Here is a 25,883-nt window from a genome sequence, read left to right on the forward strand (position 1 = left end):
AACAGAGGACTGCATCATGAGCAAGCACAACAAGACCAATCTGCTGTTCCCGCTCGCCGCCGCGTTCGCGCTGGCGTCGCCGGCCGTATTCGCCCAGAGCCATGGCGTCGGTGCCGGCGCCGGCGTGAATGCTTCAGCCGCCGCGCGTGTTCCCACCCAGATGCCGGCGCAGGCCTCGGCCGGTAGGGAAATGCGTGGCATGCAGCGCGCGGAGCCGCAGCAGAAGGCCACGCCGGCGGTGCCGGCGACCCCTGCCACCCCCGCGGTGCCGGCCTCGCAGTCCGAGGATGGCCAGACCCGGCGTGCCGAACCGGCCACGCCGGCAACGCCCGCCCAGCCGGCGGCGAACGAAGCCAATGGAAAGGAAGGCAAGAAGGACTGGAAGGCGCTGGACACCGACGGCAACGGCAGCCTCAGCGTGTCTGAAGCGGCGTCCTTGGACAGCCTGGCCAAGGTGTTTGGTCAGGCCGATGCCGACGGCAACGGCGAGTTGACCGGCGAGGAGTACAAGACCTGGTGGGCCGCCAACGCCGGCGCCAAGGCCGACAAGCACTGAGTTGGGCGGCGGTCTGTCCGGTGTTGCAGGCGCAGGCACGCGCCGGACAGCTGCCGCAAACAATGGAGCGGGCCGGTGGCTCCCCGGCCTGCTCCGTCTTCTTTCCGGGACGCATCTACCCGTACGCATGTACCGCTTGGGTACCCGGGTCGCGCATAACGGGCGCCCCGGCCAACTGGTGACCGGGGCGCCCGCCCCCGTTCCACGCCAGATGGTTCAGTCTTCGCGCGGCAGCACGGTGAGTACGCGCTCCACGAACGCCGCATATTCCTGCATGTACTTGCGCAGGAAATCGGCGGTGCCCGCGTTGCTCACGTTGCCGTCGTCATCGATCAGGTCGGGGGTGAACTGGATATAGGCTTCCATGGTGTTCATCAGCGGCGAATTGCAGAAGCACAGCACCCCGCGCAACTGCTGCTGCGCCACCGCGGTGCCGATGGAGCCGGGCGAGGTGCCCACTACGCCGGAAGGCTTGCGCCTGAACGAGTTCTCCCCCCACGGCCGGCTGGCCCAGTCGATCGCGTTCTTCAGCGCGCCCGGGATCGAACGGTTGTATTCCGGGGTGACGAACAGCACCGCGTCCACCTCGGCGAGCGCCCGCTTGAAGCGGCGCGCCACCTCCGGGTAGTCGGCGTCATAGTCGTAGCTGTACAGCGGCAGCTCGCCGATGGCGATCTCCTGCAGCACCAGTTCCGGCGGCGCCAGCTTCACCAGCGCCTTCGCCAGCTTGCGGTTGATCGATGCCTTCGCCAGGCTGCCGATCAGGTAACCGACCTTGTACGTCTTCATCGCACCACTCCCGCGGGACGGAGTGCGCACGTTGGCACCCGGTCCGTTACGCGCCGGTCATGGCGCCGGCCGGGCCTGGCGCTGCGCCGACGGCGCTCAGTGCGCGCCGAAGAACGCCGCGAATGCCTCCACGGTGCGGCCGATGTCATCGTCGTCCACGTCGAGGTGGGTGACCAGCCGCAGGGTCGGCAGGTAGCCGATGCTGATGCGGATGCCGGCCTCGCGCAGGTGGACGTCGAGCGCGCGCAGGCGCTCTGCCGGCACGTCGATGAAGACCATGTTGGTGTGCTGGCCCAGCAGGGTGATGCCGCTGATGGCGCCGAGCGCGTTGGCCAGCCGGGCGGCGCGCGCGTGGTCGTCCGCAAGGCGTTCGACGTGGTGGTCCAGTGCGTGCAGGCAGGCCGCCGCCAGCATGCCGGCCTGGCGCCAGCCGCCGCCGCAGACCTTGCGCCAGCGCCGCGCCTTGTCGATCAGCGCCTGCGTGCCGACCAGCACCGAACCCACCGGCGCGCCCAGACCCTTCGACAGGCACACCGACACGCTGTCGAAATGCCGCGCGATCTCCCGCGCCGGCACGCTGCAGGCGACCGCCGCATTGAACAGGCGCGCACCGTCGAGGTGGTAGCCCAGGCCATGCGCGCGGGCCAGCTCGCCGGCCTCTCGCAGGTAGTCCAGCGGCAGGGTACGGCCGTGCCAGGTGTTCTCCAGCGCCAGCAGGCGGGTGCGGGCGAAGTGCGGGTCCACCGGCTTGATCGCCGCGGCCACGCGGTCCAGCGGCAGGCTGCCATCCTCCGCCTGCACGATGGGCTGTGGCTGGATCGAGCCCAGCACCGCGGCGCCGCCGCCCTCGAACTTGTAGGTATGCGCGTCCATGCCGACGAGGTACTCGTCGCCGCGTTCGCAGTGCGCCAGCAGGGCCAGCAGGTTCGACTGGGTGCCGCTGGGTACGAACAGCCCCGCCTCGAACCCCAGGTCGTCGGCCAGTCGCCGCTGCAGGGCGTTGACCGTGGGGTCTTCGCCGTAGACATCGTCGCCCACCGATGCGGCGTACATCGCATCGCGCATCGCCTCGCCGGGCCTGGTCACCGTATCGCTGCGCAGGTCGATCACCTTCATGTGCATTCCTTTACCGCGGTGGGTGGCGATCGCGGGATCGCATGGGTCTCCATCGTAGAAGCAAAACCGGCGGGTGTCGGCTAGACCGCTTCGGCGATGGCGTGGTTAAGCCGGCGTGGAGATTCAGGTTCCGCGCAGGAATGCGTTCAGACCGCGCCCGTAAGGTGGCGTGGCGGCTGCAGGAATGCCGCGGCAACCCGTCCGTTTTGATCCCCCGCAGAACGAGGAAATACGCATGATGCACACGTCCAGGATCTCCCTGCTGTTGTCCACCGCGCTGGTCGCGGCCTTTGCCGCACCGGCGGCATTCGCCCAGGACGCGAAGGCGCAGCAGGCGCCGCCGCAGGAGACAACCCAGGCACCGGCGCAGTCCGCGCAGGACGCCGAGCCGGCGAAGAAGGGCTGGAGCGAGCTGGATGCCGATGGCAACGGCAGCCTCAACGTCGGCGAGGCTGCTGCGCTGCAGAGCCTGGCCAAGGCGTTCGCGCAGGCCGATGCCGACGGCAATGGCGAGCTGACCCAGGAGGAGTACCGGGCCTGGCTGTCCAGCAATGGCAACAAGGATGTGCCCAAGCAGTAACCCTGCTTGGCAACAGGCAACGGCGCGTCCTGATCGTCCGCCGGCACGCTTCCCCCACGGCGCTGCACGGCACACCAGGAACAACAAGAACGCACGCACGGATGCGTCGGGCAGGACGCGGTTGTGGCACGGAGGGCGGCGCAAGCCGCCCTTCGTTTTTGCGCGTTCGGGATCCGATCGCGAATGCAATTCGCATTGGACGCTCTGCGAAGGCAGTGGGCCAGCCTCGGCCTCGCAAATCACTCCCCGATACTCGCTTGGTTGCGAGGCGAGGCTGGCCCGCTGCCTGCGTGTGGTGTCGCTTCGGTGGGAAGCAGATGTGCAGTCGTGGTGCCACGGCTGATGCACCAGACATCACGTGCGTGGAACCATTCGCATCCGGCCGGAGCGCCTGCGCCGCGGCGTAAAATCGTGTGCTCCGCCGCTATCGAACCTGCCCCATGACCACGCTGCCGCCCTGCCCGAAGTGCAATTCCGAATACAGCTACCAGGACGGCGCGCAGCTGGTGTGCCCGGAGTGCGGGCACGAGTGGGTGCCCGGCGAGATCGAGGCTGGTGACGAGGCCAAGGTGATCAAGGACGCGGTCGGCAATGTGCTTGCCGATGGCGACACCGTCACCGTCATCAAGGACCTGAAGGTGAAGGGTTCGTCGCTGGTGGTGAAGGTGGGCACCAAGGTGCGCAACATCCGCCTGGTCGATGGCGACCACGACATCGACTGCAAGATCGACGGCATCGGCCAGATGGGCCTGAAGTCGGAGTTCGTGAAGAAGGCCTGAGCCGCAGCCGCGGGATTGACCTGGGTCAGGCGCAGCCCCATTCGCCGCCAGCCCGCGTTGTCCGCATCGGATAATCGGTACCGGAAAGGTACTGATTGAGCCGAGGCAACGCAGATGGACATCCAGCGCTACTACCACGACCACACGCAGATCTTCCACCAGATCGACACCCTGCGCGAGCTGTCGCGCGCCGGCGTGCGCGAGAACGCGGTGCGGATCAGCGAGATCATCACCGGCACCGCCAGCCACATCAAATTCCACCTGGCGGCGGAAGACCGCGTGCTGTACCCCGCGCTGGCGCGTTCGGGCGACGCACAGGTGGCGGCAATGAGCGCGCGCTACCGCGGCGAGATGCAGGGCATCGCCAGCGCCTTCGCGGCGTTCGTCGCGCAGTGGCGGGTACCGTCGCGGCTGGTGGCGGACCCGGATGGCTTCCGCCGCGATGCCAATACCGTGCTGCGCGCGCTGTTCGACCGCCTGCAGCGCGAGAGCGTCGAACTCTACCCGGCCGCCGAAGCGGTCTGAGTGCCACGCACAGCGCAGTCAGGCCGCGCGCATCACACCGCCAGTGCGGCCCGAAGCGGCGTGCCGTCCCAGCGCGTGCGTCCGCCCAGCGCGGTCAGTTCCATCATCACGCTGGCGCCGACGATCTCGACCTGCAGCTGCAGCGCCAGTTCCCGTGCGGCCAGCAGCGTGCCACCGGTGGCCAGCACGTCATCCACCAGCAGCACGCGTGCGCCCGCCGCCACCACGCCGGCCTGTACCTGCAGCGTGTCCTGCCCGTACTCCAGCGCATAGCTGGCCTCCAGCACCGGACCGGGCAGCTTGCCCGGCTTGCGCAGCGGCACCAGCCCGGTGCCAAGGGCGCGTGCCAGCGGCGCACCGAACAGGAAGCCACGCGACTCGATCGCCATCACCGCATCGATGGGCACGTCGCGCCAGGGCGCGGCCAGCGCGTCGATCACCGCGGCGAAGGCATCGGCATCGGCCAGCATCGGCATGATGTCCTTGAACAGCACGCCGGGGCGGGGGAAGTCGTGGATGTCGCGGATCAGGCGGGTCCAGTCGGTCATGGCATGGATGCGGAAACGGGAGGTGCGTCATTCTGCATGCCTTGGCGGGTCCGTAGAATGCCGCGATGGAAAACGCATCCCGCGGCGGCATCGCCCTGGTCGGCTTCGACGCCGACGACACCCTCTGGCGGAGCCAGGACTATTTCGACGAAGCGCAGGCGCAGTTCGAACGGATCATCTCCCGCTACGTCGACCTGGCCGACGTGGGCCGCCGCCTGTACGGGTACGAGGCGCGCAACATCGCGTTCTTCGGCTACGGCGTGAAAGGCATGGCGCTGTCGATGGTGGAGGCCGCGGTGGAGATCACCGACGAGCGCATCGCCGCCACCGACATCAAGCGCATCGTCGCGCTGGCCAAGGAGCTGCTGCGGCATCCGGTGGAGCTGCTGGACGGCGTGCGCGAAGCGGTGGAAGCGGTGGCGGCGCGGCATCCGGTGGTGCTGATCACCAAGGGCGACCTGTTCCACCAGGAAGCCAAGGTCCGGCAGTCGGGCCTGGCCGACCTGTTCCGGCGCATCGAGATCGTCAGCGAGAAGGACCCGGCCACCTATGCGCGGCTGCTGGAGGAGTTCGGCGTGCCCGCGCGCAACTTCCTGATGGTGGGCAATTCGCTGCGCTCGGACATCGCGCCGGTACTGGAGCTGGGCGGTTGGGGCGTGCACGTGCCCTATCATCGGACCTGGGTGCATGAGGCCGAAGTACCGCCCATCCCCGGGCGCGTGCGGATGCGTGAAGTCGCCGCCATCGACCGGCTGGCGCAGGCTGTGACGGAGCTCGACGCGCTGGCGTCGACGGGAGAACAAACCAAGGGAGTGGATGCATGATCGATTTGACTGGCCGCACCGCCATCGTGACCGGTGCGGGCGGCGGCCTGGGGCGCGCGCATGCGCTGCTGCTGGCGCAGCGCGGGGCGAAGGTGGTGGTGAACGATCTTGGCGATGGCGCCGACGCGGTGGTGGAGGAAATCCGCGCCGCCGGCGGACAGGCGCGCGCGGCGAAGTGTTCGGTGGTCGATGCCGAGGCGGTGCAGGCGATGGCGGATGCGGTGCTGGCCGACTGGGGCGGCATCGACATCCTGGTCAACAACGCCGGCATCCTGCGCGACAAGAGTTTCGCCAAGATGGAACTGGCCGATTTCCGGCTGGTGCTGGAAGTGCACCTGATGGGGGCGGCCAACTGCACCAAGGCGGTGTGGAACGCGATGCGCGAACGCAATTACGGCCGCATCGTGATGACCACCTCGTGCAGCGGGTTGTACGGCAATTTCGGTCAGGCCAACTACGCGGCAGCCAAGATGGGGCTGGTGGGGCTGATGCAGACGCTCGGCATCGAAGGCGCCAAGCACGACATCCGGGTCAACTGCCTGGCGCCCACCGGCGCCACCCGGATGATGGAAGGGATCCTGCCGCCCGACCAGCTGGCGCAGTTCAAGCCGGAACTGGTCAGTCCCGCGGTGCTGGCGCTGGTCGCCGAGAACGCGCCCAACCGCGCCATCCTCAGTGCCGGTGCCGGCGGCTTCGAACTGGCCTATGTCGCGCTGACCCAGGGTATCCATCTGGGGGAGGCGGCCAGCGCGGAGGCGATCCTCGAACGCTGGGTCGAGCTGAGCAGTCGTGATCGCGACTTCGTGCCGGCGCAGGGTTTCGACCAGGCCAGGCACGAACTGCACAAGGCCGGCTTCGGCGGCGATTCCTGAACGGCGCCGGCGCGTGCTGGCGCGTTTTCATAGCGCGTTCACCGCCAGGGTAGAGACTTGAACCACGCCGGCACGACCGGCATCGCAAAGGAGTTTCCCCATGCGACGCATTCGTCTGATGTCTTCGCTCACGCTGGCCGTGGTGCTTGCGGCAGGTGCCGGCAGCGTGGGCGCGCAGAACCTCAGCCTGAACTGGAATCCGCGCAGCGGCGATGTCTGGGTGGACACGCAGCTGGCGGACGTCAACCGGTATGGCTACAGCTACCGCGATCCCTTCATCGACGAGATGGTGCGCTACCACGGCGCGCCGCGTGACCTCGTGACCGACCTGCTGGTCAACCGCCGCTGGGCGCCCGGCGACGTGTACTACGCCTGCGCCATCGCCCAGGTCATCAACCGCCCGTGCCGCTACGTCGCCGACCAGTGGCAGGCCAACCGCGGCCTGGGCTGGGGCGTGGTGGCGCAGCGGATGGGCATCAGGCCGGGGTCGCCCGAGTTCCACCGGCTGAAGCGCGGCTTCGTGCCGACCTACGACCGCTGGTCGCGTCCGATCGTGCTGGACGCCGATCTGCGGCGTGCCTATCCGGACCGCGGCAAGCATCATGGCAAGCCCGCCAAGCCCCACTATCGCGTGGATGACCGTCATCGCGGGCACGAACGCGGTAATGGCAACGGCAAGGGCAATGGCAACGGCAAGGGCAAGGGCCGCGATCACCATTAAGGCGGTGCCGGCCAAGTCGCTTGCGCCGGCCGGCTGCCCCTGCAGCGAATATCCCCCGGCAAGCGGCCAGAACGCCGCTGCCTCCTCCTTGATTTCGCTACAGGAGCAACCGGCCGGCGCTCCGTGACTGTCTCGCGGGTGCCGTCAGTCCTGCGGCACCCGCACCCAGCCTTCCATCAGCACACGCGCGCTGCGGCTCATCACGGCGCGCGTCACCGCCCACTGCCCGTTGACCTGATCGACGGATGCGCCCACCCTGAGCGTGCCGGAGGGGTGGCCGAAGTTCAAGGCATCGCGGGTGCCGCCGCCTGCGGCGATGTTCACCAGCGTGCCCGGCACTGCCGCCGCGGTGGCGATGGCGACCGAGGCGGTGCCCATCATTGCGTGGTGCAGCTTGCCCATCGACATCGCACGCACGTTGAGGTCGATGCTGCCGGCCTCGATGCGCTTGCCGCTGGATGCGACGTAGTCCTGCGCCGGCGCAACGAACGCCACCTTCGGCGTGTGCTGGCGGGTGGCCGCTTCTTCCGGCGCCTGGATCAACCCCATGCGCAGCGCGCCGGCCACGCGGATTGCTTCCAGCTTCGCCAGCGCGGCCTTGTCCTCGTTGATCGCCGGCTGCAGCTCGGTACCGGCAAAGCCGATGTCGGCGGCATTGACGAACACGGTGGGTATGCCGGCGGTGATCATCGTTGCCTTGAGCGTTCCCACGCCCGGCACGTCGAGGTCATCGATCAGATTGCCGGTGGGGAACATCGAGCCGCCTTCCGCTTCGTCGTCGGAAGGATCGACAAACTCCAGCACGATCTCGGCGGCAGGAAAGGTCACGCCGTCCAGTTCGAAATCGCCGGTTTCCTGCACCTGCCCGCCGCGTACCGGCACGTGCACCAGGATGGTCTTGCCGATGTTGGCCTGCCACACCCGCACGGTGACGGTGCCGTCCTGCGGGATGCGCTCGGCAGGGATGAAGCCGTTGGCGATCGCGAACGGGCCGACCGCGGTGCTGAGGTTGCCGCAGTTGCCCGACCAGTCCACGAAGGCGGTGTCGATGCTGACCTGCCCGTACAGGTAGTCGACGTCGTGGTCGGGCACGCTGGCGGCGGCGATGATCACCGTCTTGGACGTGGACGAGGTGGCCCCGCCCATCCCGTCGGTGTGCTTGCCATAGGGGTCGGGCGAGCCGATCACCCGCAGCAGCAGCGCATCGCGCGCCGGGCCCGGCACCCGCGCCGCTTCCGGCAGGTCATCGCGCCTGAAGAACACGCCCTTGGAGGTGCCACCGCGCATGTAGGTGGCGGGGATGCGCAGTTGCGGAAGCGATGACATGGCGGAGCCTGCAGTGGGTGCGGGTGTCCATTTTCGCGCCTTGCCGGCGTCGGTGCGAGTTCAGGCCGCCAGCAGGTCCATGAAATCGCGCACCGGCATGGCTTCCAGCCGCGCCTGGTCCAGCGCCACCTCGAGGATGCGCTGCTGGCGACCCGCATCGAAACGCCGGGCCAGGTTGCGGCGGAATTTCTGCTCCAGCAGCGGCAGGCCCTCGTCGCGGCGGCGCGGATGGCCGATGGGGTATTCCACCAGCACCTCGTCCAGCGTGCTGCCGTCCTTGAAGTGGACGGTCAGGCCGTTGGCAATGCTGCGTTTGCCGGGATCGTGATAGTCGGCGGTGAAGTCTCGTTCCTCCACGCAGCCGATGCGCGCGCGCAGGGCGTCGATGCGCGGGTCGGCGGCGACGTCATCGTCGTAGTCGGCAGCGGTCAGGCGGCCGAACAGCAGCGGCACCGCGACCATGTACTGGATGCAGTGGTCGCGGTCGGCGGGATTGTCCAGCGGGCCGTGCTTGTCGATGATGCGCATGCACGCGGCCTGGGTGCGGATGACGATCTTTTCGATGTCGTCGCTGCTGCGGCCAAGCGCGCGCAACTGCTGGTGCAGGGTCATCGCCGCCTCCACCGCGCTCTGCGCGTGGAATTCGGCCGGGTAGCTGATCTTGAACAGCACGTTTTCGATCACGTAGCTGCCGAAGTCACGCTCGAAGCGGAATGGACGCCCCTGGAAGCTGACGTCGTAGAAGCCCCAGGCCGGCGCGGTGAGCGCGGCGGGATAGCCCATCTCGCCGGTTTGCGCGATCAGCGCCAGCCGCACCGCGCGCGAACAGGCATCGCCGGCGGCCCAGCTCTTGCGCGAGCCGGTATTGGGCGCGTGCCGGTACGTGCGCAGGCTCTGGCCATCCACGAACACTTGCGACAGCGCCGCCAGCGCCTGCGCGCGGTCCAGCCCGAGCAGGGACGACACCACCGCCGTCGAGGCCAGCTTCACCAGCGCCACGTGGTCCAGCCCGACCTGGTTGAAGGAGTTCTTCAGCGCCATCACGCCCTGGATCTCGTGTGCCTTGATCGCGCAGGCCAGCACCTCGCGCATGCTCAGCGGCGCGCCGCCGCGGCTGCGCCAGTCGGCCACGGCGAGAATGGCGCCGAGGTTGTCGGACGGGTGGCCCCATTCGGCGGCCAGCCAGGTGTCGTTGAAGTCCAGCCAGCGGATCGCCGCGCCGATGTCGAACGCGGCCTTGACGGGATCCAGCTGGAAGCTGGTGCCGGGCACGCGCGCGCCGTTGTCGAGCGTCGCGCCGGGCACCAGCGGGCCCAGCAGCCTGGTGCAGGCGGGATGTTCCAGCGCTTCCAGCGCGCAGCCCAGCGAGTCGATCAGCACCAGCCGGGCGCTGCGCCAGGCCAGGTCGGAGACCGGTTGGAAGTCGCGCACGTAGTCGACGATGTCGACCAGCACCTGGTCCCATTCGGTTCGGGAAGACGCCACAGGCGAAGACATGACTGCACTCCCGTTTGAATAAGTACCGTAATGGTACTCTTTCGCGGGCGTCGGTGATGGGGCGCCTGCAGCCGGTGCAGGCAACCGCAAGGCGGTCGCTGCGACCACATGCCCATTGCAAGGGCATGTGGCCCGGCCTGCTGCGCGCGGCCAGGGACTCAGCCGGCGCTGTTGGCGGCGATGAAATCCTGTGCGAACCGCTGCAGCACGCCGCCGGCGGCGTAGATGTGCACGTCCTCGTCGGAATCCAGCCGGCAGGTGACCGGCACCTCGACGGTTTCGCCATCGCGGCGGTGGATGCGCAGGGTCAGCGTCGCGCCCGGCGCCGGCGTTCCCGCCACGTCGAAGCTCTCGGTGCCGTCGATGCCCAGCGTCAGCCGGGTCGTACCGGGCTGGAACTGCAGCGGCAGCACGCCCATGCCGACGAGGTTGGTGCGGTGGATGCGCTCGAAGCCTTCGGCCACGATCGCCTCCACGCCCGCCAGCCGCACGCCCTTGGCCGCCCAGTCGCGTGAGCTGCCCTGGCCGTAGTCGGCGCCGGCGATGATGACCAGCGGCTGGCGACGCGCCATGTAGGTCTCGATCGCCTCCCACATCCGCACCACCTTGCCTTCCGGCTCGATCCGCGCCAGCGAACCTTGGCGCACGCTGCCGTCGTCGTTGCGCACCATCTCGTTGAGCAGCTTCGGGTTGGCGAAGGTGGCGCGCTGCGCGGTGAGGTGGTCGCCGCGGTGGGTGGCGTAGGAATTGAAGTCCTCTTCCGGCAGGCCCATCTTCGCCAGGTACTCGCCGGCGGCGCTGGAAGCCAGGATCGCGTTGGACGGCGACAGGTGGTCGGTGGTGATGTTGTCGCCCAGCACCGCCAGCGCGCGCATGCCGGCCAGCGTGCGCTCGCCCGCCAGCGCGCCTTCCCAATAGGGCGGGCAGCGGATGTAGGTGCTCTGCGGGCGCCAGTCGTACAGCGGCTTTGCCTGCTGGCCGCGCGCGCGCGGCGCGAACATCGGCTCGTACACCCGGCGAAACTGCTCCGGCTTGACGCTGGCGTTCACCACCGCGTCGATCTCGGCGTCGCTCGGCCAGATGTCCTTGAGCCGCACTGCGTTGCCATCGCGGTCGATGCCCAGCACATCCTTCTCGATGTCGAAGCGCACGGTGCCGGCAATGGCGTAGGCGATCACCAGCGGCGGCGAGGCCAGGAACGCCTGCTTCGCATACGGATGGATGCGGCCGTCGAAGTTGCGGTTGCCGGACAGCACCGCGGTGACGTACAGGTCGCGCTCGATCACTTCCTTCTGGATGGCCGGGTCCAGCGCGCCGCTCATGCCGTTGCAGGTGGTGCAGGCGAAGCCGACGATGCCGAAGCCCAGCTGTTCCAGTTCGGGCAGCAGCCTGGCTTCTTCGAGATACAGCTGCACCGCCTTCGAGCCGGGCGCCAGCGAGCTCTTCACCCACGGCTTGCGGGTCAGCCCGCGCGCGTTGGCATTGCGCGCCAGCAGGCCGGCGGCGATCACGTTGCGCGGGTTGGAGGTATTGGTGCAACTGGTGATGGCCGCGATGATCACCGCGCCGTCGGGGATCAGGCCGCGGGCCTCTTCCTCGCGCGCGGCCTCCAACTTGGTTTCGTCGGCGATGCCACGCTCGGCCAGCGCCGTCACCGGCAGCCTGCGGTGCGGGTTGCTGGGCCCCGCCAGCGTGCGGGTCACGCTGGACAGGTCGAAATGCAGGGTGCGCTCGTAGCGCGCGTGCAACAGGTCGTCGGCCCAGAAGCCGGCGGTCTTGGCATAGGTTTCCACCAGCGCCACCTGGGCATCGTCGCGGCCGGTCAGGCGCAGGTAGTCGAGGGTGTTGCCGTCGATGAAGAACATCGCGGCGGTGGCGCCGTACTCCGGGGCCATATTCGAAATCGTGGCGCGGTCGCCGATGGTCAGCGCCGAAGCGCCTTCGCCGCGGAACTCCAGGTACGCGCCCACCACCTTCTGCTGGCGCAGGAACTCGGTCAGCGCCAGCACCACGTCGGTGGCGGTGATGCCGGGGCCCGGGCGGCCACTGAGCTCCACCGCCACGATGTCGGGCAGGCGCATCATCGAGGCGCGGCCCAGCATCACGCTTTCCGCTTCCAGCCCGCCCACGCCCACGGCGATCACGCCCAGTGCGTCCACGTGCGGGGTGTGTGAATCGGTGCCCACGCAGGTATCCGGGAAGGCCACGCCGTCGCGGGTATAGATCACCGGCGACATTTTCTCCAGGTTGATCTGGTGCATGATCCCGTTGCCCGCAGGGATCACGTCAACGTTGTCGAAGGCCAGCCGGCACCACTCGATGAAATCGAAGCGGTCGGCGTTGCGACGGTCCTCGATGGCGCGGTTCCTGGCGAACGCCTGCGGGTCGAAACCCGGCGCTTCCACCGCCAGCGAGTGGTCCACGATCAGCTGCACCGGCACCACCGGGTTGACCTGCGCCGGGTCGCCGCCGGCCGCGGCGATGGCTTCGCGCAGGCCGGCCAGGTCGACCAGCGCGGTCTGGCCGAGGATGTCGTGGCAGACCACCCGCGCCGGGAACCACGGGAAGTCGAGGTCGCGGCGGCGTTCGACCAGCTGCAGCAGGTAGTCGTTGATGCGGGTCGGCTCGGCCTTGCGCACGATGTTCTCGGCGTGCACCCGCGCGGTGTACGGCAGCTCGGCCCACGCGCCCGGCTTGAGTGCTTCCACCGCCTCGCGCGCGTCGAAATAATCCAGGGCGGTGCCGGGCAGGTATTTGCGGTAGCTGGTGTTCATCATGGCGGGCAGGCAGTGGTCGAACGGACCGCCTATTCTCGCGCATCGCGGCGGGGCCTGCCCCGGCCTCCGTACAATGCGCGGCGTGAACGCCTCCCCCGCCATTCCCGCCGACCAGTTGCGCCTGTCCGTCGCCCCGATGATGGATTGGACGGATTCGCACTGCCGCGTGTTCCACCGGCTGCTGGCGCCCGGCGCGCGGCTGTATTCGGAAATGGTGCATGCCAACGCGGTGGTGCTGGGCGACCGCGCGCGTCTGCTGGCGATGGATCCGTGCGAGCACCCGGTGGCGCTGCAGCTGGGCGGCAGTGAGCCGGCGCTGCTGGCGCAGGCGGCGCGGATCGGCGCCGACTGGGGCTATGACGAGATCAACCTCAACTGCGGCTGCCCGTCCGATCGCGTGCAGGCCGGGCGTTTCGGCGCCTGCCTGATGCGCGAGCCGGGGCTGGTGGCCGACAGCGTGGCGGCGATGATCGCCGCGGTGCCGGGCGTGCCGGTCACGGTGAAGTGCCGGCTGGGCGTCGACGACGACCACGAGTGGGAGCGTTTCATCGCCTTCATCGACACCATTGCCGACGCCGGCTGCCGGATGTTCGTGGTGCACGCGCGCAACGCCTGGCTGAAGGGGCTGAGCCCGAAGGAAAACCGCGAGGTGCCGCCACTGCGCTACGACTGGGCCTACCGGCTCAAGCGCGAACGGCCACGGCTGCAGGTGGTCGTCAACGGCGGCATCGCCGATGCGGACGAGGCCACCGCGCACCTGGACCATGTCGATGGCGCGATGCTCGGCCGCGCCGCCTATCACACGCCCTACCTGCTGCATCAGCTCGACGCGCGCTGCTCCGGCGGTGCGCTGCGCACCCGCACCGAGCTGCTGCGGGCCTATCGCCCCTACGTCGAGGCGCAGCTCGCCAAGGGCGTGTTCCTCAAGCACATCACCCGTCACCTGCTGGGGCTGTTCGCCGGCCAGCCTGGTGGACGCGCTTTCCGGCAGGTCCTCAGCGAAGGCGCGCACCGGCCCGGTGCCGACTGGTCGCTGGTCGAACAGGCCCTGTCACAGACCGAACGCGAGCCCTTGCCGACATGATCACCCGCGATGCCGACGCGTTCCTCGCGCTTGCCCGTGCCGCTGCGCCCGACTTCGGCCCGGCCACCGCGCGCGCCGCTTTCCTGGTCGCGCCGGATGGTTTCCGCCTGGCCGAGCAGTCGGCGCGTGACAACGCCTACATGGCCGATGCCGCGGCGTTCGACGCCGCCCGCGCCTCGGCCCAGCACCGCGAACTGCAGCGCGCGCTGTCGGCGGTGCTGCCGACGGTCTGCTTCGCCGGCAGTCCCGACACCCCCGATGCGCTGTTCCCCAACAACGTGTTCGGCACCGCGCCCGGACGCTATGTCGTCGGCCGCATGCGCCACGAAGTGCGCCAGCGCGAAGCCGCGCGCAGCGACATCCGCGCGTTCTTCCGCGACGTGCTGGGCCGGCAGGAAATCGACCTCTCCACCCAGCCGCATGCCTGCGAGCTGACCGGTGCGCTGGTGATCGACCGCGCCCGCGGGCTGGGCTTCTGCGGCCTGTCCGAGCGCTGCGACGAGGCCGGCGCAAAGCTGATGCACGAGGCGTTCGGCCTGCGCGCCACCCTGTTGTTCGACCTTGCCCCCGGCGAATACCACACCAACGTGGTGCTGGCGGTGCTGGCCGGGCGCGCGGCGGTGGTCTGTCCGGCAGGTTTCGCCGAGCCGGCGGTAGCCGACGCCATCGCCGCCCTGTACGCGCCCCACGCGGTGGCCTGCAACGCCGCCGAACACGCCGCCTTCGTCGCCAACTGCATCGCCCTGTCTGCGGATACGGTGTGGATGAGCGCGGCGGCGGAGAGGGCGCTGTCGCCGGCGCACCGAGCCTTGCTGGCCGCGGCCGGATTCCGCGTCGAGGCGGTCGAGCTGGAGGCGATCGAGGCGGCCGGTGGTTCCCTGCGCTGCTGCATCGGCGAGCTGTTCTGACCAGGGGCAGGCAGGAGTCTGAACGCCGCGCTATCCTGTTCAGGAAACTTCAGGGCTGATTCACCCCCTGGTTCCAAGAATGCACCCGTACCTGCCTTCCACTGCCAGTCACGCCATGCCCCGCATTCCGACCGCACTGCCCAACCTGTTCGCCGCTGTCCTGCTGACCGCGTCGTCGCTGGCGATGGCACAGCAGGCGCCGCCGTCGCCGCGTGATCGCGACCGCGATCGCGGGCCGGAGCGCGAGCTGCAACAGGCGCCGCGCGTCAGCCTGTCGGACGCCGTGCGGCGGGTCGAGCGCAATACCCGTGGCGAAGTCCTGTCGGCCGAGCGCATCCAGTTCGACGGCCGCGACATGCACCGGGTCAAAGTGGTGGACGACCAGGGCCGGGTGCGGGTGTTCATGCAGGACCCGGCGCGTCGCGATCGTCCTTCACCGCCGCGTCCGCAGAATGACGACGAGTAAGCCCAAGCCGCCCCTTTCGACCATTCCCAAGGAGTGACCATGCGTATCCTGCTCGTCGAAGACGAAGCTCCGCTCCGTGAAACCCTGGCAGCGCGCCTGAAGCGCGAGGGCTATGCCGTGGATGCCGCGCAGGATGGCGAGGAAGGCCTGTACATGGGCCGCGAGGTGCCGTTCGACGTCGGCATCATCGACCTCGGCCTGCCGAAGATGAGTGGCATGGAGCTGATCCGCGCGCTGCGCGACGAAGGCAAGAAGTTTCCGATGCTGATCCTGACCGCTCGTTCCAGCTGGCAGGACAAGGTCGATGGGCTCAAGCAGGGCGCCGACGACTATCTGGTCAAGCCGTTCCACGTCGAGGAGCTGCTGGCGCGCATCAACGCGCTGGTGCGCCGCGCCGCCGGCTGGAGCAAGCCGACGCTGGAGTGCGGGCCGGTGGTGCTGGACCTGGCCGCGCAGACGGTCAGCGTCAACGGCAGCAACGTCGACCTGACCAGCTACGAATACAAGGTGCTCGAGTACCTGATGATGCATGCTGGCGAGCTGGTCTCGAAGGCCGATCTCACCGAGCACATCTACCAGCAGGATTTCGACCGCGATTCCAACGTGCTGGAAGTCTTCATCGGCCGCCTGCGCAAGAAGCTGGACCCGGACGGTGAACTGAAGCCGATCGAGACCGTCCGCGGCCGCGGTTACCGCTTCGCCATCGCGCGCAGCGGCGAGTGACCCCGCGCGCAGGCGCATGACCCCCGCACCCGCCGAGCCCGACTCCGCCGCGCCGCGGCGCGTGCGGCGCCTGCGCATCGCCCAGCCGCGCTCGCTGCAGTCGCGGCAGCTGTGGGCGGCCAGCCTCGGCGTGATCGCCTTCCTGGCACTGGCCGGCTACGCCCTCGACCGCGCATTCCAGAGCACCGCCCAGAGCGGCATGCGCGAGCGCCTGCACAGCTACGCGCTGGCCTACGCGGGCAGCGATTTCGCCCGCGACGGCACCGTGATCCCCCCCTGGGATCCGCCTGATTCGCGATTCAAGCGTCCGGGCAGCGGTCTGTACGCGCAGATCGTGCTGGCGACCGGCCGCTGGGAATCGGATTCGGCGCAGGGTCCGCGTCTGCCCGGTGGCGCCCTGCTGGAGCCCGGCCGGCAGGTCTTCGAAGGGCCGCTGCCGTTCACCCGCATCAGCGGCGCGCCGGGCGAGGTCTACCGCTACGGTTACGGCCTGGCCTTCAGCGATGAAGCCGGCGAACGCGAGATTCCCTACACCGTCTACATCCTCGAGGACACCACCGCGCTGGGCCGGCAAGTGTCTGCGTTCCGTGCCGCGCTGTGGTGGTACCTGGGCGGCGCCGGCGTGGTCCTGTTGCTGCTGCAGATGCTGGTCCTGCGCTGGAGCCTGCGCCCGTTGCGCGACGTGATCGGCGAGCTCAAGCGGGTGCAGGCGGGTGCGGCCGCCGGCATGAGCGAGGCGCATCCGCGCGAACTCGAGCCGCTGACCGACAGCATCAATGCCTTCATCCAGAGCGAGCGCGAGAACCTGGAACGTCAGCGCAACACGCTGGCCGACCTGGCGCACAGCCTGAAGACGCCCCTGGCGGTGCTGCGCTCGCGGCTGGACGCGGACACCGGCGAGGCCGAGCTGCGCAGCGAGGTGGATGCGCAGCTGCGCCGCATGAACGACCTGGTGGGCTACCAGCTGGCGCGCGCGGCGCGCTCCGGTCACCAGCTGTTCTCCGCACCGATCGAGGTCGAGCCGCAGGCCGAGCAGATCGTGGTCGGCCTGGAAAAGGTCTATGCGGCCAAGGGCGTGCTGTGCGAGTTCGAGATCGCGCCGGAGGCCCGCTTCCATGGCGAGACCGGCGACCTGCAGGAGCTGTTGGGCAACCTGCTGGAGAACGCCTTCAAGTGGGCGAAATCCCGCGTGCTGCTGACCGTGGCGGAAGGCCCGCAGGTGCCCGGCCGCCGCGCCGGGCTGCTGATCGCGGTGGAGGACGACGGCCCCGGCATCGCCGAAGACCGCATCGCCTACGTCCTGCAGCGCGGCGTGCGCGGCGACGAGCGCGTGCAGGGCCACGGCATCGGCCTGTCGATCGTGCAGGACATCCTCAAGAGCTACCGCGGCCAGCTGCGCGTGGGGCGCTCGCAGGAGCTGGGCGGCGCGCGCTTCGAGGCCGAGTTGCCCGGCGGGCTGTAACCGCGCCGGGACCGCTGGTTCAGTCGATGCTGATGCCGGCGAGTTTCTGCAGCGCTTCGGCGTACTTGGCGCGGGTTTTTCCGATGACCTCGGCGGGCAGCTTCGGCCCGGGCGCGGTCTTGTTCCAGTCCAGCGTTTCCAGATAGTCGCGCACGAACTGCTTGTCGTAGCTGGGCGGGCTGGTGCCGACGGCGTACTCGTCGGCGGGCCAGTAGCGGCTGGAATCCGGGGTCAGCATCTCGTCCATCACGTACAGCTTGCCGTCCTCGTCGGTACCGAACTCGAACTTGGTGTCGGCCAGGATGATCCCGCGCTGCGCGGCGTAGTCGCGGGCGAAGGCGTAGATCGCGAGCGTGGCGCCGCGCACCGCTTCGGCCTGTTCGCGGCCGACCAGGTTGACCGCGGCGGCGAAATCGATGTTCTCGTCGTGGTCCCCCACCGCCGCCTTGGTGGACGGGGTGAAGATCGGCTCGGCCAGCTGCTGCGCCTGCTGCAGGCCGGCAGGCAGGGCGATGCCGCTGATCGCGCCGGTGCGCTGGTAGTCCTTCCAGCCGCTGCCGATGATGTAGCCGCGGGCGATGCATTCCACAGGGACGGGCTTGAGCTTCTTGGTCACCACTGCGCGGCTGGCGTACAGCGCGGCGTCCACGCCGGCCGGCAGCACGCTGGCGACGTCGATCCCGGTCAGGTGGTTGGCGATGATGTGGCGGGTCTTGTCGAACCAGAAATTGCTGATCTGGCAGAGCATCTCGCCCTTGCCGGGGATCGGATCGGGGAGCACCACGTCGAACGCGCTCAGGCGGTCGGTGGCCACCATCAGCAGGTGGCCATCGCCGAGGTCGAACACGTCGCGGACCTTGCCGCGGTGGATCAGGTTCAGGCCGGGCAGGTCGGACTGGAGCAGGGTGGTGGCCATGGCGATGCGCGCTGCGGTGGGGCGCCTAGTTTAAGGCCGGCGCCGCCCCGCGGCCCTGTAAACTGCGCGGATGCGACGCTGGTACGGACAATTCCTGGGCTTCATCGCCGGCTGGCTGCTGCTGCGCCACCCGGTGGGCGGCCTGCTGGGCCTGCTGGTGGGCTATGCCTTCGACCACGACTGGTTCACGCCGCCGCGGCGCGGAGAAAAGCGCCGGCCGCGCCAGGAGCAGCAGGCCGCCAGCGGCGGCAACGCCGACGTGGACTGGGCCTACCGGGTGTTCGACCTGCCCGAAACCGCCAGCGACGCCGAGATCGACCGCGCCTACCGCCGGATGATGGGCCAGTACCACCCCGACCGCGTGGCCGGCGCCGCGCCCGACCTGCAGAAGCTCGCCGAGACCAAGTCACGCGAGATCAACGCCGCCTACGACCGCATCCAGAAGCTGAGAAAGAAATGAGCACGCAATCCACCGTCATTGCCCCGTCCATCCTGTCCGCCAATTTCGCCAGGCTGGGCGAGGAAGTGGACAACGTGCTGGCCGCCGGCGCCGACTGGGTGCACTTCGACGTGATGGACAACCATTACGTGCCCAACCTGACCATCGGCCCGCTGGTCTGCGAGGCGCTGCGCAAGCACGGCGTGACCGCCCCGATCGACGTGCACCTGATGGTGGAGCCGGTCGACGGCCTGATCCCGATGTTCGCCGACGCCGGTGCCAGCCACATCAGCTTCCACCCCGAGGCCAGCAAGCACGTCCACCGCAGCGTGCAGCTGATCAAGTCGAAGGGCTGCCAGGCCGGGCTGGTGTTCAATCCGGCCAGCTCGCTGGACGTGCTGGACACGATGCTGGACGAGATCGACTACGTGTTGCTGATGTCGGTGAACCCCGGCTTCGGCGGGCAATCGTTCATCCCCTCCGCGCTCAAGCAGCTGCGCAAGGTGCGGGACATGATCGATGCCAGCGGCCGACCGGTCCGCCTCGAGATCGACGGCGGGGTGAAGCCGGACAACATCGGCGAGATCGCGAAAGCCGGCGCCGACACTTTCGTCGCCGGCAGCGCGATCTTCGGCAAGCCGGACTATGCCGCGACGATCGCGGCGATGAAGCAGGCGGTGGTTGCCGCGCGTTGAGCCCGGCGCGGCACGGGCGAAGCCTGGGTTTGCAGCCGCCGTTGAGACTGGTGGAACTGCCGGCGCCGCGGCTGCGGCACCGGCGGAATGCGTGGGCGTCCTGCCCGTCCTTCGTCCCTGCGATGGCCTTCAATGCTGACGCCAGGCTGTGACATGGACATGACGGAAAGTGGTTTGCATGGCGCGCCGGGTTGCGGCTAAAGTTGCCCGATGAACCGGGCGAACCCGTCTTTCGAGCACAGCTGGCGATGGTGGCGTGGCAATGCCGCCCCGTTCGCCTGCACGCATCTTTCGAAGGACGTCCTCCGTGACCACGCACGCCCAGTTCGACCAGTACGCTTCTGACGGCTACACCCTTGTCCCGGTGGTGCGCGAGGTGCTGTCCGACCTCGATACCCCGCTGTCCGTCTACCTGAAGCTGGCCGACGGCCCGCATACCTACCTGTTCGAATCGGTGGAGGGCGGCGAGCGCTTCGGCCGCTATTCGATCATCGGCCTGCCCGCGCGCAGGGTCTACGAGTTCCGCGGCCATGGGCTTGCCGTGCGCGAACACGGCGAGGTGGTGGAAACCCGCACCGTTGCCGACCCGCTGGCGGAAGTCGAGCGCCTGCGCGCGATGCACAAGGTGCCGGAGATCGCCGGCCTGCCCGGTTTCACCGGCGGGCTGGTGGGGTGGTTCGGCTTCGAGTGCATCGAATACATCGAGCCGCGGCTGGCGGCCAATGCGAAACCCGACGAGCTGGGTACGCCCGACATCCTGCTGATGCTCAGCGACGAGCTGGCGGTGTTCGACAACCTCAAGGGCCGGCTGTACCTGATCGTGCACGCCGACCCGCGCGAGCCGCAGGCGTGGGCGCGCGCCAACCGCAGGCTGGACGCATTTGCCCACCGCCTGCGCCACGGCGGCGCCCCGTATCCGGAAACCCTGCAGCCGGCGGCGCTGGACGAAGCCGATTTCGTCAGCGGCTTCACCCGCGAGGGCTTCATCGATGCGGTGGCGCAGGTGCAGGACTACATCCGTGCCGGCGACGCCTTCCAGGTGGTGCTGAGCCAGCGCATGAGCGTGCCATTCCATGCGCGCCCGGTGGATGTATACCGCGCGCTGCGCGCGCTGAACCCGTCGCCGTACATGTATTTCCTCGACGTCGGCGGCACCCAGGTGGTGGGCTCGTCGCCGGAGATCCTGGCGCGCCTGCAGGATGGCAAGGTGACGGTGCGCCCGATCGCCGGCACACGTCCGCGCGGCCGCACGGTGGAGGAAGACCTGGCGCTGGAAGCCGAGCTGCTCGCCGATCCGAAGGAGCGCGCCGAGCACCTGATGCTGATCGATCTCGGCCGCAACGATGTCGGCCATGTCGCCCGGCCGGGCAGCGTGGAAGTAGGCGAGCGCTTCGTGATCGAGCGCTACAGCCACGTCATGCACATCGTCAGCGAAGTGACCGGCCGCCTGCAGGAGGGGCTGAGTTACGCCGACGTGCTGCGTGCCACCTTCCCCGCCGGCACCGTGTCCGGCGCGCCCAAGATCCGCGCGCTGGAAATCATCCGCGCGCTGGAGCCGGTCAAGCGCAACGTCTATGCCGGCGCGATCGGCTACATCGGCTGGCATGGAGACGCCGATACCGCGATCGCCATCCGCACAGCGGTGATCCAGGACGGCCGCCTGCACGTGCAGGCCGGCGCCGGCATCGTGTTCGATTCCGACCCGCAGAAGGAATGGGACGAAACCATGAACAAGGGCCGCGCGCTGTTCCGCGCGGTCGCGCAGGCGGCGAAGGGGCTCTGACATGCTGCTGATGATCGACAACTACGACAGCTTCACCTTCAACCTCGTGCAGTACCTGCAGGAGCTGGGCGCGGAGGTGCGGGTGGAGCGCAACGACGCGCTCAGCGTGGCGGAGATCGAGGCGCTTGCGCCCGACAGGATCGTGATTTCGCCGGGGCCGTGCACGCCGAATGAAGCCGGTGTCTCGCTGGACGTGCTGCGCGAGCTGGGCCCGCGCATCCCGGTGTTCGGCGTGTGCCTGGGCTACCAGGCGCTGGGGCAGGTGTATGGCGGCAGGGTGGTGCGCGCGGGGCGGATCATGCACGGCAAGACCTCGCCCATCCACCATGAAGGAAAAGGCGTGTTCGCCGGCCTGCCGACGCCGTTCGAGGCCACCCGCTACCACTCGCTGGTGGTGGAAAAGACCAGCGTGCCCGACTGCCTGGAAGTGACCGCCTGGACCGAGAACGACGACGGCAGCGTGGAGGAGCTGATGGGCCTGCGCCACCGCGAACATCCGGTGGAAGGCGTGCAGTTCCATCCCGAATCCATCCTCACCCAGCACGGCCACGCGCTGCTGAAGAACTTCCTGGAGCGTTGACCATGCCCATCACCCCGCAGGAAGCCCTGCAGCGCACCATCGAACACCGCGAGATCTTCTTCGACGAAATGGTCGACCTGATGCGCCAGATCATGCGTGGCGAAGTGTCGCCGGCGCTGACCTCGGCCATCCTCACCGGGCTTCGGGTGAAGAAGGAAACGGTCGGCGAAATCGCCGGCGCCGCCACCGTCATGCGCGAGTTCGCTCGGCCGGTGGAGGTGGCCGACAAGACCCGGCTGGTCGACATCGTCGGCACCGGTGGCGATGGTTCGCACACGTTCAACATCTCCACCTGCGCGATGTTCGTGGTCGCCGCGGCCGGCGCGCGGGTGGCCAAGCACGGCAACCGCAGCGTGTCGTCGAAGTCCGGCAGCGCCGATGCACTGGAGGCGCTGGGCGCGGCGATCGAACTGCAGCCGGCGCAGGTCGCGCGCGCGATCGAGGAGGTCGGCATCGGCTTCATGTTCGCGCCGATCCACCACCCGGCGATGAAGGTGGTGGCGCCGGTCCGTCGCGAGATGGGCGTGCGCACGATCTTCAACATCCTCGGGCCGCTGACCAACCCGGTGGGCGCCACCAGCATCCTGATGGGCGTGTTCCACCCGGACCTGGTCGGCATCCAGGCGCGTGTGCTGCACGAGCTGGGCGCCGAGCGCGCGCTGGTGGTGTGGGGGCGCGACAACATGGACGAGATCTCGCTGGGCGCCGGCACGCTGGTGGGCGAACTGCGCGACGGCAAGGTGCGCGAATACGAGATCCATCCCGAGGATTTCGGCATAGCGATGTCGGCCAGCCGCAACCTGAAGGTGGCCGACCCGGCCGAATCCATCGCCATGCTGCGCGCGGTGCTGGACAACCAGCCCGGCCCGGCGCACGACATCGTCGCGCTCAACGCCGGCGCGGCGCTGTACGTGGCCGGCGTGGCCGACAGCATCGCCGATGGCCTGGCCCGCGCCCGCGCGGCCATCGCCGACGGCAGCGCGCGCGCGCGCATGCAGCAGTACGTCGCCACCAGCCGCGCGCTGGCCGCGACGGATTGACGCCACGCACCCCTCCATCCGGAAGACCGTCCTTGAGCACCATCCTCGACACCATCCTGCGCCGCAAGCACGAAGAAGTGGCCGCCCGCCGCGAACAGGTCTCGCTGTTCGAACTGAAGACCCGCGCCGCGAGCGCGCCGCCGCTGCGCGGCTTTGCCGACGCCGTCGCCGCGAAAATCGCGGCCGGACAGGCGGCGGTGATCGCCGAGGTGAAGAAGGCCAGTCCGTCGAAGGGCGTGATCCGCGCCGATTTCGATCCGGTCGCGATCGCCCGCAGCTACGAGGTAGGTGGCGCGGCCTGCCTGTCGGTGCTGACCGACGTCGACTTCTTCCAGGGCAGCGATGCCTACCTGCAGCAGGCGCGCGCCGCCTGCGCGCTGCCGGTGCTGCGCAAGGACTTCATCGTTGATCCCTGGCAGCTGTACGAGGCGCGTGTGCTGGGTGCCGACTGCGTGCTGCTGATCGCCGCCGCGCTGGATGATGCACAGCTGTCCGAGTTCGCCTTCGCCGCGGCGGAGCTGGGCATGGACGTGCTGCTGGAGGTGCATGACCTGGACGAGTTGGAGCGCGCGCTGCCGGTGCCGGCGCGGCTGCTTGGCATCAACAACCGCAACCTCAAGACGTTCGAGGTGTCGCTGCAGACCACGCTGGATCTCAAGGCGATGGTGCCAGCGGATCGCCTGCTGGTCACCGAGAGCGGCATCCTTGCCCCCCCCGACGTGGCGCTGATGCGCGACGCCGGCGTGCATGCGTTCCTGGTCGGCGAGGCATTCATGCGCCAGCCCGATCCGGGCGTGGCGCTGCGCGGGCTGTTCGATGGCGGGGCGAGCGCATGAGCCAGCGCTATCCGCTGCCGCAAGACGATGCGCCGCTGGTGGTGTTCGATTTCGACCACACCCTCTACGACGGCGACTCCGGCAGCCACCTGTTCAAGTGGCTGATCGAGCGCCACTGGTGGCGGGTGCTGCTGGCGCTGCTGGTCGCGCCGGTCGCCGGGCCGATGGTGGCGTGGCTTCCGACGCGTCGCGCCGGCATCTCGGTGTTCGTGTGGGTCGGCACGCTGGGCGTGCGCGATCGCGCCGCGCTGGATGCGTTGATCGACCGCTATATCGTCATCCACGCGGAGGCGATCAAGGCGCGGCTGCTGCCGCTGGCGCTGGACGTGTTCCACCAGCACCGCGCGCGTGGCGACATGGTGCTGGTGGCGACTGGCGCGCCGCCGGAGCTGGCGCGGGCGATCCTGGCCTTTGTCGCGCACGAGGACGTGCCGGTGATCGGCACCCTGCTGGGGCCGAAGTTGGGCGGGATGGGCGCACTGCGCCACTGCCACTTCGCGATGAAGATGACCATGATCCGCGCCGCCGGCTATGCGGGACCGGTGGCCAGCGCCTATTCGGACAGCAGTGCCGACCTGCCGTTGCTGCAGGCGGCCGAAAAGCCGGTGGTGGTGAACCCGAAGGCGGCGCGGGTGGCGATGTTCCGGCGGGTGCTGCCGCCCGGCACGCCGATCCTCAACTGGGGCTGCCCCGGTCGCGCCGGCGACCCTGCGCGCTAGCCGCAGTGGCGGCTGCGCTCAGGCCGAGCCCAGGGCTTTGACGAAACGCACCGAGCTGCCGCTGTAGCCGCAGGCCTGGTAGAACGCGTGCGCCTCGGTGCGCTGCGCGCCCGAGGTCAGCTCGATGCGCGCGGCGCCGCCGGCGCGGGCGCGGCGCTCGGCCTCCTTCAGCAGGTGGCGGCCGATGCCCATGCCCTGCGCGCTGGTGGTCACGACCAGTGCGGTCACGCGGCAGGTGGTGGTGCCCAGCGGCAGGTAATACATGAAGTCCAGCGCCACCAACCCGCATACCGCGCCGTTGCGGCGCGCCAGCACCAGTGCCTGGCGGTCGTTCGCAAGGATCGCGCTGACCCGCTCGGAAGCGTCGGCGAGGTCGCAGGGATAGCCCAGTTCTGCCAGCAGGTGCGCGACGTCGTCGGCATCGGCCGGCACCACGTTGCGCAGATCGACGTCCAGGGCATGGTGGCCGGGGGAGAATGCGTGGCTCATGCGCGGACTGCTCCTTGGTTCTAGCGGGTGCCGTAGACCACCACGGTCTTGCCGCGGGCGTGCAGCTTGCCGTCGGCCTGCAGCTTCTTCAGCACGCGCCCGGCCATCTCGCGCGAGCAGCCCACCAGCCGTGCCAGCTCCTGCCGCGACACGCGCAGCTGGGTACCCAGCGGATGGGTCATCGCCTCGGGCTCGCGCGACAGGTCGAACAGGGTGCGATAGATGCGGTCGGTGACGTCGAGGAAGGCCAGCCGGCCTGCCTTGCGGCTGGTGTCGAGCAGGCGCTGGCTGATCTGCGCGCCGATCGAATACAGCAGCCGGGTGGCGTCGTTGGCCTGCGCCGCCAGCAGCGCCTGCAGGCGCTCGTAGCTGATCTCCGCCAGCTCGCAGGGGGTGCGCGTGCGCAGCGCCACAAACCGCTGTTCGGTCTCCACGAACAGGCCCATTTCGCCGACGAATTCGCCCGGCCCCACGTAGCCCAGCACCAGCTCCCGGTCATCATCCTCGCGGGTGGTGATGCTCACCGAGCCGGAGATGATGTAGTAGAGCGTGCTCGCGGGATCGCCCGGGTGGAACACCTCCGTGCGCGCCGGGTACTTGCGCCGATGGCAGCTGGCAATGAAGCGCTCGATCGTCTCGACGTCGGCGCCAAGCGGGTTGAATGCGCGCGGCATGGCGGTCTTGGGGGCTTTGCTGCTCATTCAGGCGGACATTCTGGAATAGCCAAGCTTAGGCCGAACCGTGACGGCGGGCAAACTATGGAGCCGCTTCGGGGCTGCCGGCCGCCGGGCCACGCGGGCGCGCCTGCACGCGCGGTTGCGCGCTTTGCCGCA

General features: G+C 69.0%; 28 protein-coding genes. 19 read left to right on the forward strand and 9 right to left on the reverse strand.

What is annotated here, in order from left to right; genetic code table 11:
• Positions 1-16: 16 nt before the first annotated feature.
• Positions 17-556: a hypothetical protein gene (locus ICG51_RS08445; RefSeq protein WP_190279951.1), complete on the forward strand. Its 540-nt coding sequence runs from the start codon at positions 17-19 to the stop codon at positions 554-556.
• A gap of 216 nt (positions 557-772) precedes the next feature.
• Here the strand turns inward: ICG51_RS08445 and ICG51_RS08450 are convergent, their stop codons facing one another.
• Both ICG51_RS08450 and ltaE read right to left on the reverse strand, forming a co-directional pair.
• On the reverse strand, positions 773-1,345 hold the full coding sequence (locus tag ICG51_RS08450) for an NADPH-dependent FMN reductase (protein ID WP_190279952.1): 573 nt from the start codon (positions 1,343-1,345) through the stop codon (positions 773-775).
• 96 nt (positions 1,346-1,441) lie between these two features.
• Positions 1,442-2,461, reverse strand: a complete 1,020-nt coding sequence (ltaE, locus tag ICG51_RS08455) for a low-specificity L-threonine aldolase (RefSeq protein ID WP_190279953.1) — start codon at positions 2,459-2,461, stop codon at positions 1,442-1,444.
• A 235-nt stretch (positions 2,462-2,696) separates the two neighbouring features.
• On the opposite strand from ltaE, the gene ICG51_RS08460 reads away from it, so the two are divergent.
• The 3 genes from ICG51_RS08460 to ICG51_RS08470 all read left to right on the forward strand — a co-directional run bounded on the left by ICG51_RS08460 (position 2,697) and on the right by ICG51_RS08470 (position 4,345).
• On the forward strand, positions 2,697-3,041 hold the full coding sequence (locus ICG51_RS08460) for an EF-hand domain-containing protein (protein ID WP_190279954.1): 345 nt from the start codon (positions 2,697-2,699) through the stop codon (positions 3,039-3,041).
• A 440-nt stretch (positions 3,042-3,481) separates the two neighbouring features.
• Positions 3,482-3,820: a zinc ribbon domain-containing protein YjdM gene (locus ICG51_RS08465; RefSeq protein WP_190279955.1), complete on the forward strand. Its 339-nt coding sequence runs from the start codon at positions 3,482-3,484 to the stop codon at positions 3,818-3,820.
• Between the two features lie 114 nt (positions 3,821-3,934).
• Complete coding sequence (locus ICG51_RS08470; RefSeq protein WP_190279956.1) at positions 3,935-4,345, forward strand: hemerythrin domain-containing protein; 411 nt, start codon at positions 3,935-3,937, stop codon at positions 4,343-4,345.
• A 32-nt stretch (positions 4,346-4,377) separates the two neighbouring features.
• On the opposite strand, the gene ICG51_RS08475 is transcribed toward ICG51_RS08470, so the two are convergent.
• Positions 4,378-4,893: an adenine phosphoribosyltransferase gene (locus ICG51_RS08475; RefSeq protein ID WP_190279957.1), complete on the reverse strand. Its 516-nt coding sequence runs from the start codon at positions 4,891-4,893 to the stop codon at positions 4,378-4,380.
• Positions 4,894-4,958: 65 nt separating this feature from the next.
• Here ICG51_RS08475 and ICG51_RS08480 point away from each other — a divergent pair, with 65 nt between their 5' ends.
• The 3 genes from ICG51_RS08480 (at position 4,959) to ICG51_RS08490 (ending at position 7,310) form a co-directional block, all read left to right on the forward strand.
• The gene (locus ICG51_RS08480; RefSeq protein ID WP_190279958.1) at positions 4,959-5,717 is read left to right on the forward strand and encodes an HAD family hydrolase; all 759 of its coding nucleotides are present in this window, start codon (positions 4,959-4,961) and stop codon (positions 5,715-5,717) included.
• Positions 5,714-6,589: an SDR family NAD(P)-dependent oxidoreductase gene (locus ICG51_RS08485; protein WP_190279959.1), complete on the forward strand. Its 876-nt coding sequence runs from the start codon at positions 5,714-5,716 to the stop codon at positions 6,587-6,589. Before ICG51_RS08480 ends, ICG51_RS08485 begins: the two co-directional genes overlap by 4 nt.
• A gap of 100 nt (positions 6,590-6,689) precedes the next feature.
• A complete protein-coding gene (locus ICG51_RS08490; protein WP_190279960.1) occupies positions 6,690-7,310 on the forward strand; it encodes a hypothetical protein in 621 nt (206 codons plus the stop codon).
• Positions 7,311-7,454: 144 nt separating this feature from the next.
• On the opposite strand, the gene prpF is transcribed toward ICG51_RS08490, so the two are convergent.
• The 3 genes from prpF to acnD all read right to left on the reverse strand — a co-directional run bounded on the left by prpF (position 7,455) and on the right by acnD (position 12,907).
• Positions 7,455-8,636, reverse strand: a complete 1,182-nt coding sequence (gene prpF, locus ICG51_RS08495) for a 2-methylaconitate cis-trans isomerase PrpF (RefSeq protein ID WP_190279961.1) — start codon at positions 8,634-8,636, stop codon at positions 7,455-7,457.
• 60 nt (positions 8,637-8,696) lie between these two features.
• Entirely contained in the window at positions 8,697-10,133 is a 1,437-nt protein-coding gene (locus ICG51_RS08500) for a bifunctional 2-methylcitrate dehydratase/aconitate hydratase (RefSeq protein WP_190279962.1), read from the reverse strand.
• 158 nt (positions 10,134-10,291) lie between these two features.
• Positions 10,292-12,907, reverse strand: a complete 2,616-nt coding sequence (acnD, locus tag ICG51_RS08505; RefSeq protein ID WP_190282421.1) for a Fe/S-dependent 2-methylisocitrate dehydratase AcnD — start codon at positions 12,905-12,907, stop codon at positions 10,292-10,294.
• An 85-nt stretch (positions 12,908-12,992) separates the two neighbouring features.
• Here acnD and dusA point away from each other — a divergent pair, with 85 nt between their 5' ends.
• The 5 genes from dusA to ICG51_RS08530 all read left to right on the forward strand — a co-directional run bounded on the left by dusA (position 12,993) and on the right by ICG51_RS08530 (position 17,553).
• Positions 12,993-13,994, forward strand: a complete 1,002-nt coding sequence (dusA, locus tag ICG51_RS08510; RefSeq protein WP_223809407.1) for a tRNA dihydrouridine(20/20a) synthase DusA — start codon at positions 12,993-12,995, stop codon at positions 13,992-13,994.
• Positions 13,991-14,902, forward strand: coding sequence for an arginine deiminase-related protein (locus ICG51_RS08515; protein ID WP_190279964.1), 912 nt, complete (start codon positions 13,991-13,993; stop codon positions 14,900-14,902). The genes dusA and ICG51_RS08515 overlap by 4 nt, the downstream gene beginning before the upstream one ends.
• 184 nt (positions 14,903-15,086) lie before the next feature.
• The gene (locus tag ICG51_RS14365; protein ID WP_345776125.1) at positions 15,087-15,368 is read left to right on the forward strand and encodes a hypothetical protein; all 282 of its coding nucleotides are present in this window, start codon (positions 15,087-15,089) and stop codon (positions 15,366-15,368) included.
• A 39-nt stretch (positions 15,369-15,407) separates the two neighbouring features.
• Positions 15,408-16,091, forward strand: a complete 684-nt coding sequence (locus ICG51_RS08525) for a response regulator transcription factor (RefSeq protein WP_190279965.1) — start codon at positions 15,408-15,410, stop codon at positions 16,089-16,091.
• Between the two features lie 16 nt (positions 16,092-16,107).
• Entirely contained in the window at positions 16,108-17,553 is a 1,446-nt protein-coding gene (locus tag ICG51_RS08530) for an ATP-binding protein (protein WP_190279966.1), read from the forward strand.
• 19 nt (positions 17,554-17,572) lie between these two features.
• Here ICG51_RS08530 and ICG51_RS08535 read toward each other — a convergent pair whose 3' ends face one another.
• Positions 17,573-18,469 (reverse strand): phosphoribosylaminoimidazolesuccinocarboxamide synthase, encoded by an 897-nt coding sequence (locus tag ICG51_RS08535; RefSeq protein ID WP_190279967.1) that lies wholly within the window; start codon positions 18,467-18,469, stop codon positions 17,573-17,575.
• Positions 18,470-18,539: 70 nt separating this feature from the next.
• Between ICG51_RS08535 and ICG51_RS08540 the strand changes: the two genes are divergently transcribed.
• The 7 genes from ICG51_RS08540 (at position 18,540) to ICG51_RS08570 (ending at position 24,561) form a co-directional block, all read left to right on the forward strand.
• Positions 18,540-18,929, forward strand: a complete 390-nt coding sequence (locus tag ICG51_RS08540) for a DnaJ domain-containing protein (protein WP_190279968.1) — start codon at positions 18,540-18,542, stop codon at positions 18,927-18,929.
• Positions 18,926-19,603: a ribulose-phosphate 3-epimerase gene (rpe, locus tag ICG51_RS08545; protein WP_190279969.1), complete on the forward strand. Its 678-nt coding sequence runs from the start codon at positions 18,926-18,928 to the stop codon at positions 19,601-19,603. The genes ICG51_RS08540 and rpe overlap by 4 nt, the downstream gene beginning before the upstream one ends.
• A 307-nt stretch (positions 19,604-19,910) precedes the next feature.
• The gene (gene trpE, locus ICG51_RS08550; protein ID WP_190279970.1) at positions 19,911-21,386 is read left to right on the forward strand and encodes an anthranilate synthase component I; all 1,476 of its coding nucleotides are present in this window, start codon (positions 19,911-19,913) and stop codon (positions 21,384-21,386) included.
• Position 21,387: 1 nt separating this feature from the next.
• The gene (locus ICG51_RS08555) at positions 21,388-21,966 is read left to right on the forward strand and encodes an aminodeoxychorismate/anthranilate synthase component II (RefSeq protein WP_190279971.1); all 579 of its coding nucleotides are present in this window, start codon (positions 21,388-21,390) and stop codon (positions 21,964-21,966) included.
• Positions 21,967-21,968: 2 nt separating this feature from the next.
• Complete coding sequence (gene trpD / locus ICG51_RS08560; protein WP_190279972.1) at positions 21,969-23,006, forward strand: anthranilate phosphoribosyltransferase; 1,038 nt, start codon at positions 21,969-21,971, stop codon at positions 23,004-23,006.
• A gap of 32 nt (positions 23,007-23,038) precedes the next feature.
• Entirely contained in the window at positions 23,039-23,842 is an 804-nt protein-coding gene (gene trpC, locus ICG51_RS08565) for an indole-3-glycerol phosphate synthase TrpC (RefSeq protein ID WP_190279973.1), read from the forward strand.
• Positions 23,839-24,561, forward strand: a complete 723-nt coding sequence (locus tag ICG51_RS08570) for a haloacid dehalogenase-like hydrolase (RefSeq protein WP_190279974.1) — start codon at positions 23,839-23,841, stop codon at positions 24,559-24,561. Before trpC ends, ICG51_RS08570 begins: the two co-directional genes overlap by 4 nt.
• 18 nt (positions 24,562-24,579) lie before the next feature.
• On the opposite strand, the gene ICG51_RS08575 is transcribed toward ICG51_RS08570, so the two are convergent.
• Together ICG51_RS08575 and crp are read right to left on the reverse strand one after the other, a co-directional pair.
• On the reverse strand, positions 24,580-25,050 hold the full coding sequence (locus tag ICG51_RS08575) for a GNAT family N-acetyltransferase (RefSeq protein ID WP_190279975.1): 471 nt from the start codon (positions 25,048-25,050) through the stop codon (positions 24,580-24,582).
• Between the two features lie 20 nt (positions 25,051-25,070).
• Positions 25,071-25,724 (reverse strand): cAMP-activated global transcriptional regulator CRP, encoded by a 654-nt coding sequence (gene crp / locus ICG51_RS08580; protein ID WP_190282423.1) that lies wholly within the window; start codon positions 25,722-25,724, stop codon positions 25,071-25,073.
• Between the last annotated feature and the right edge of the window lie 159 nt (positions 25,725-25,883).

This window comes from Thermomonas sp. XSG (genome assembly GCF_014678725.1).
Lineage (GTDB): Bacteria > Pseudomonadota > Gammaproteobacteria > Xanthomonadales > Xanthomonadaceae > Thermomonas.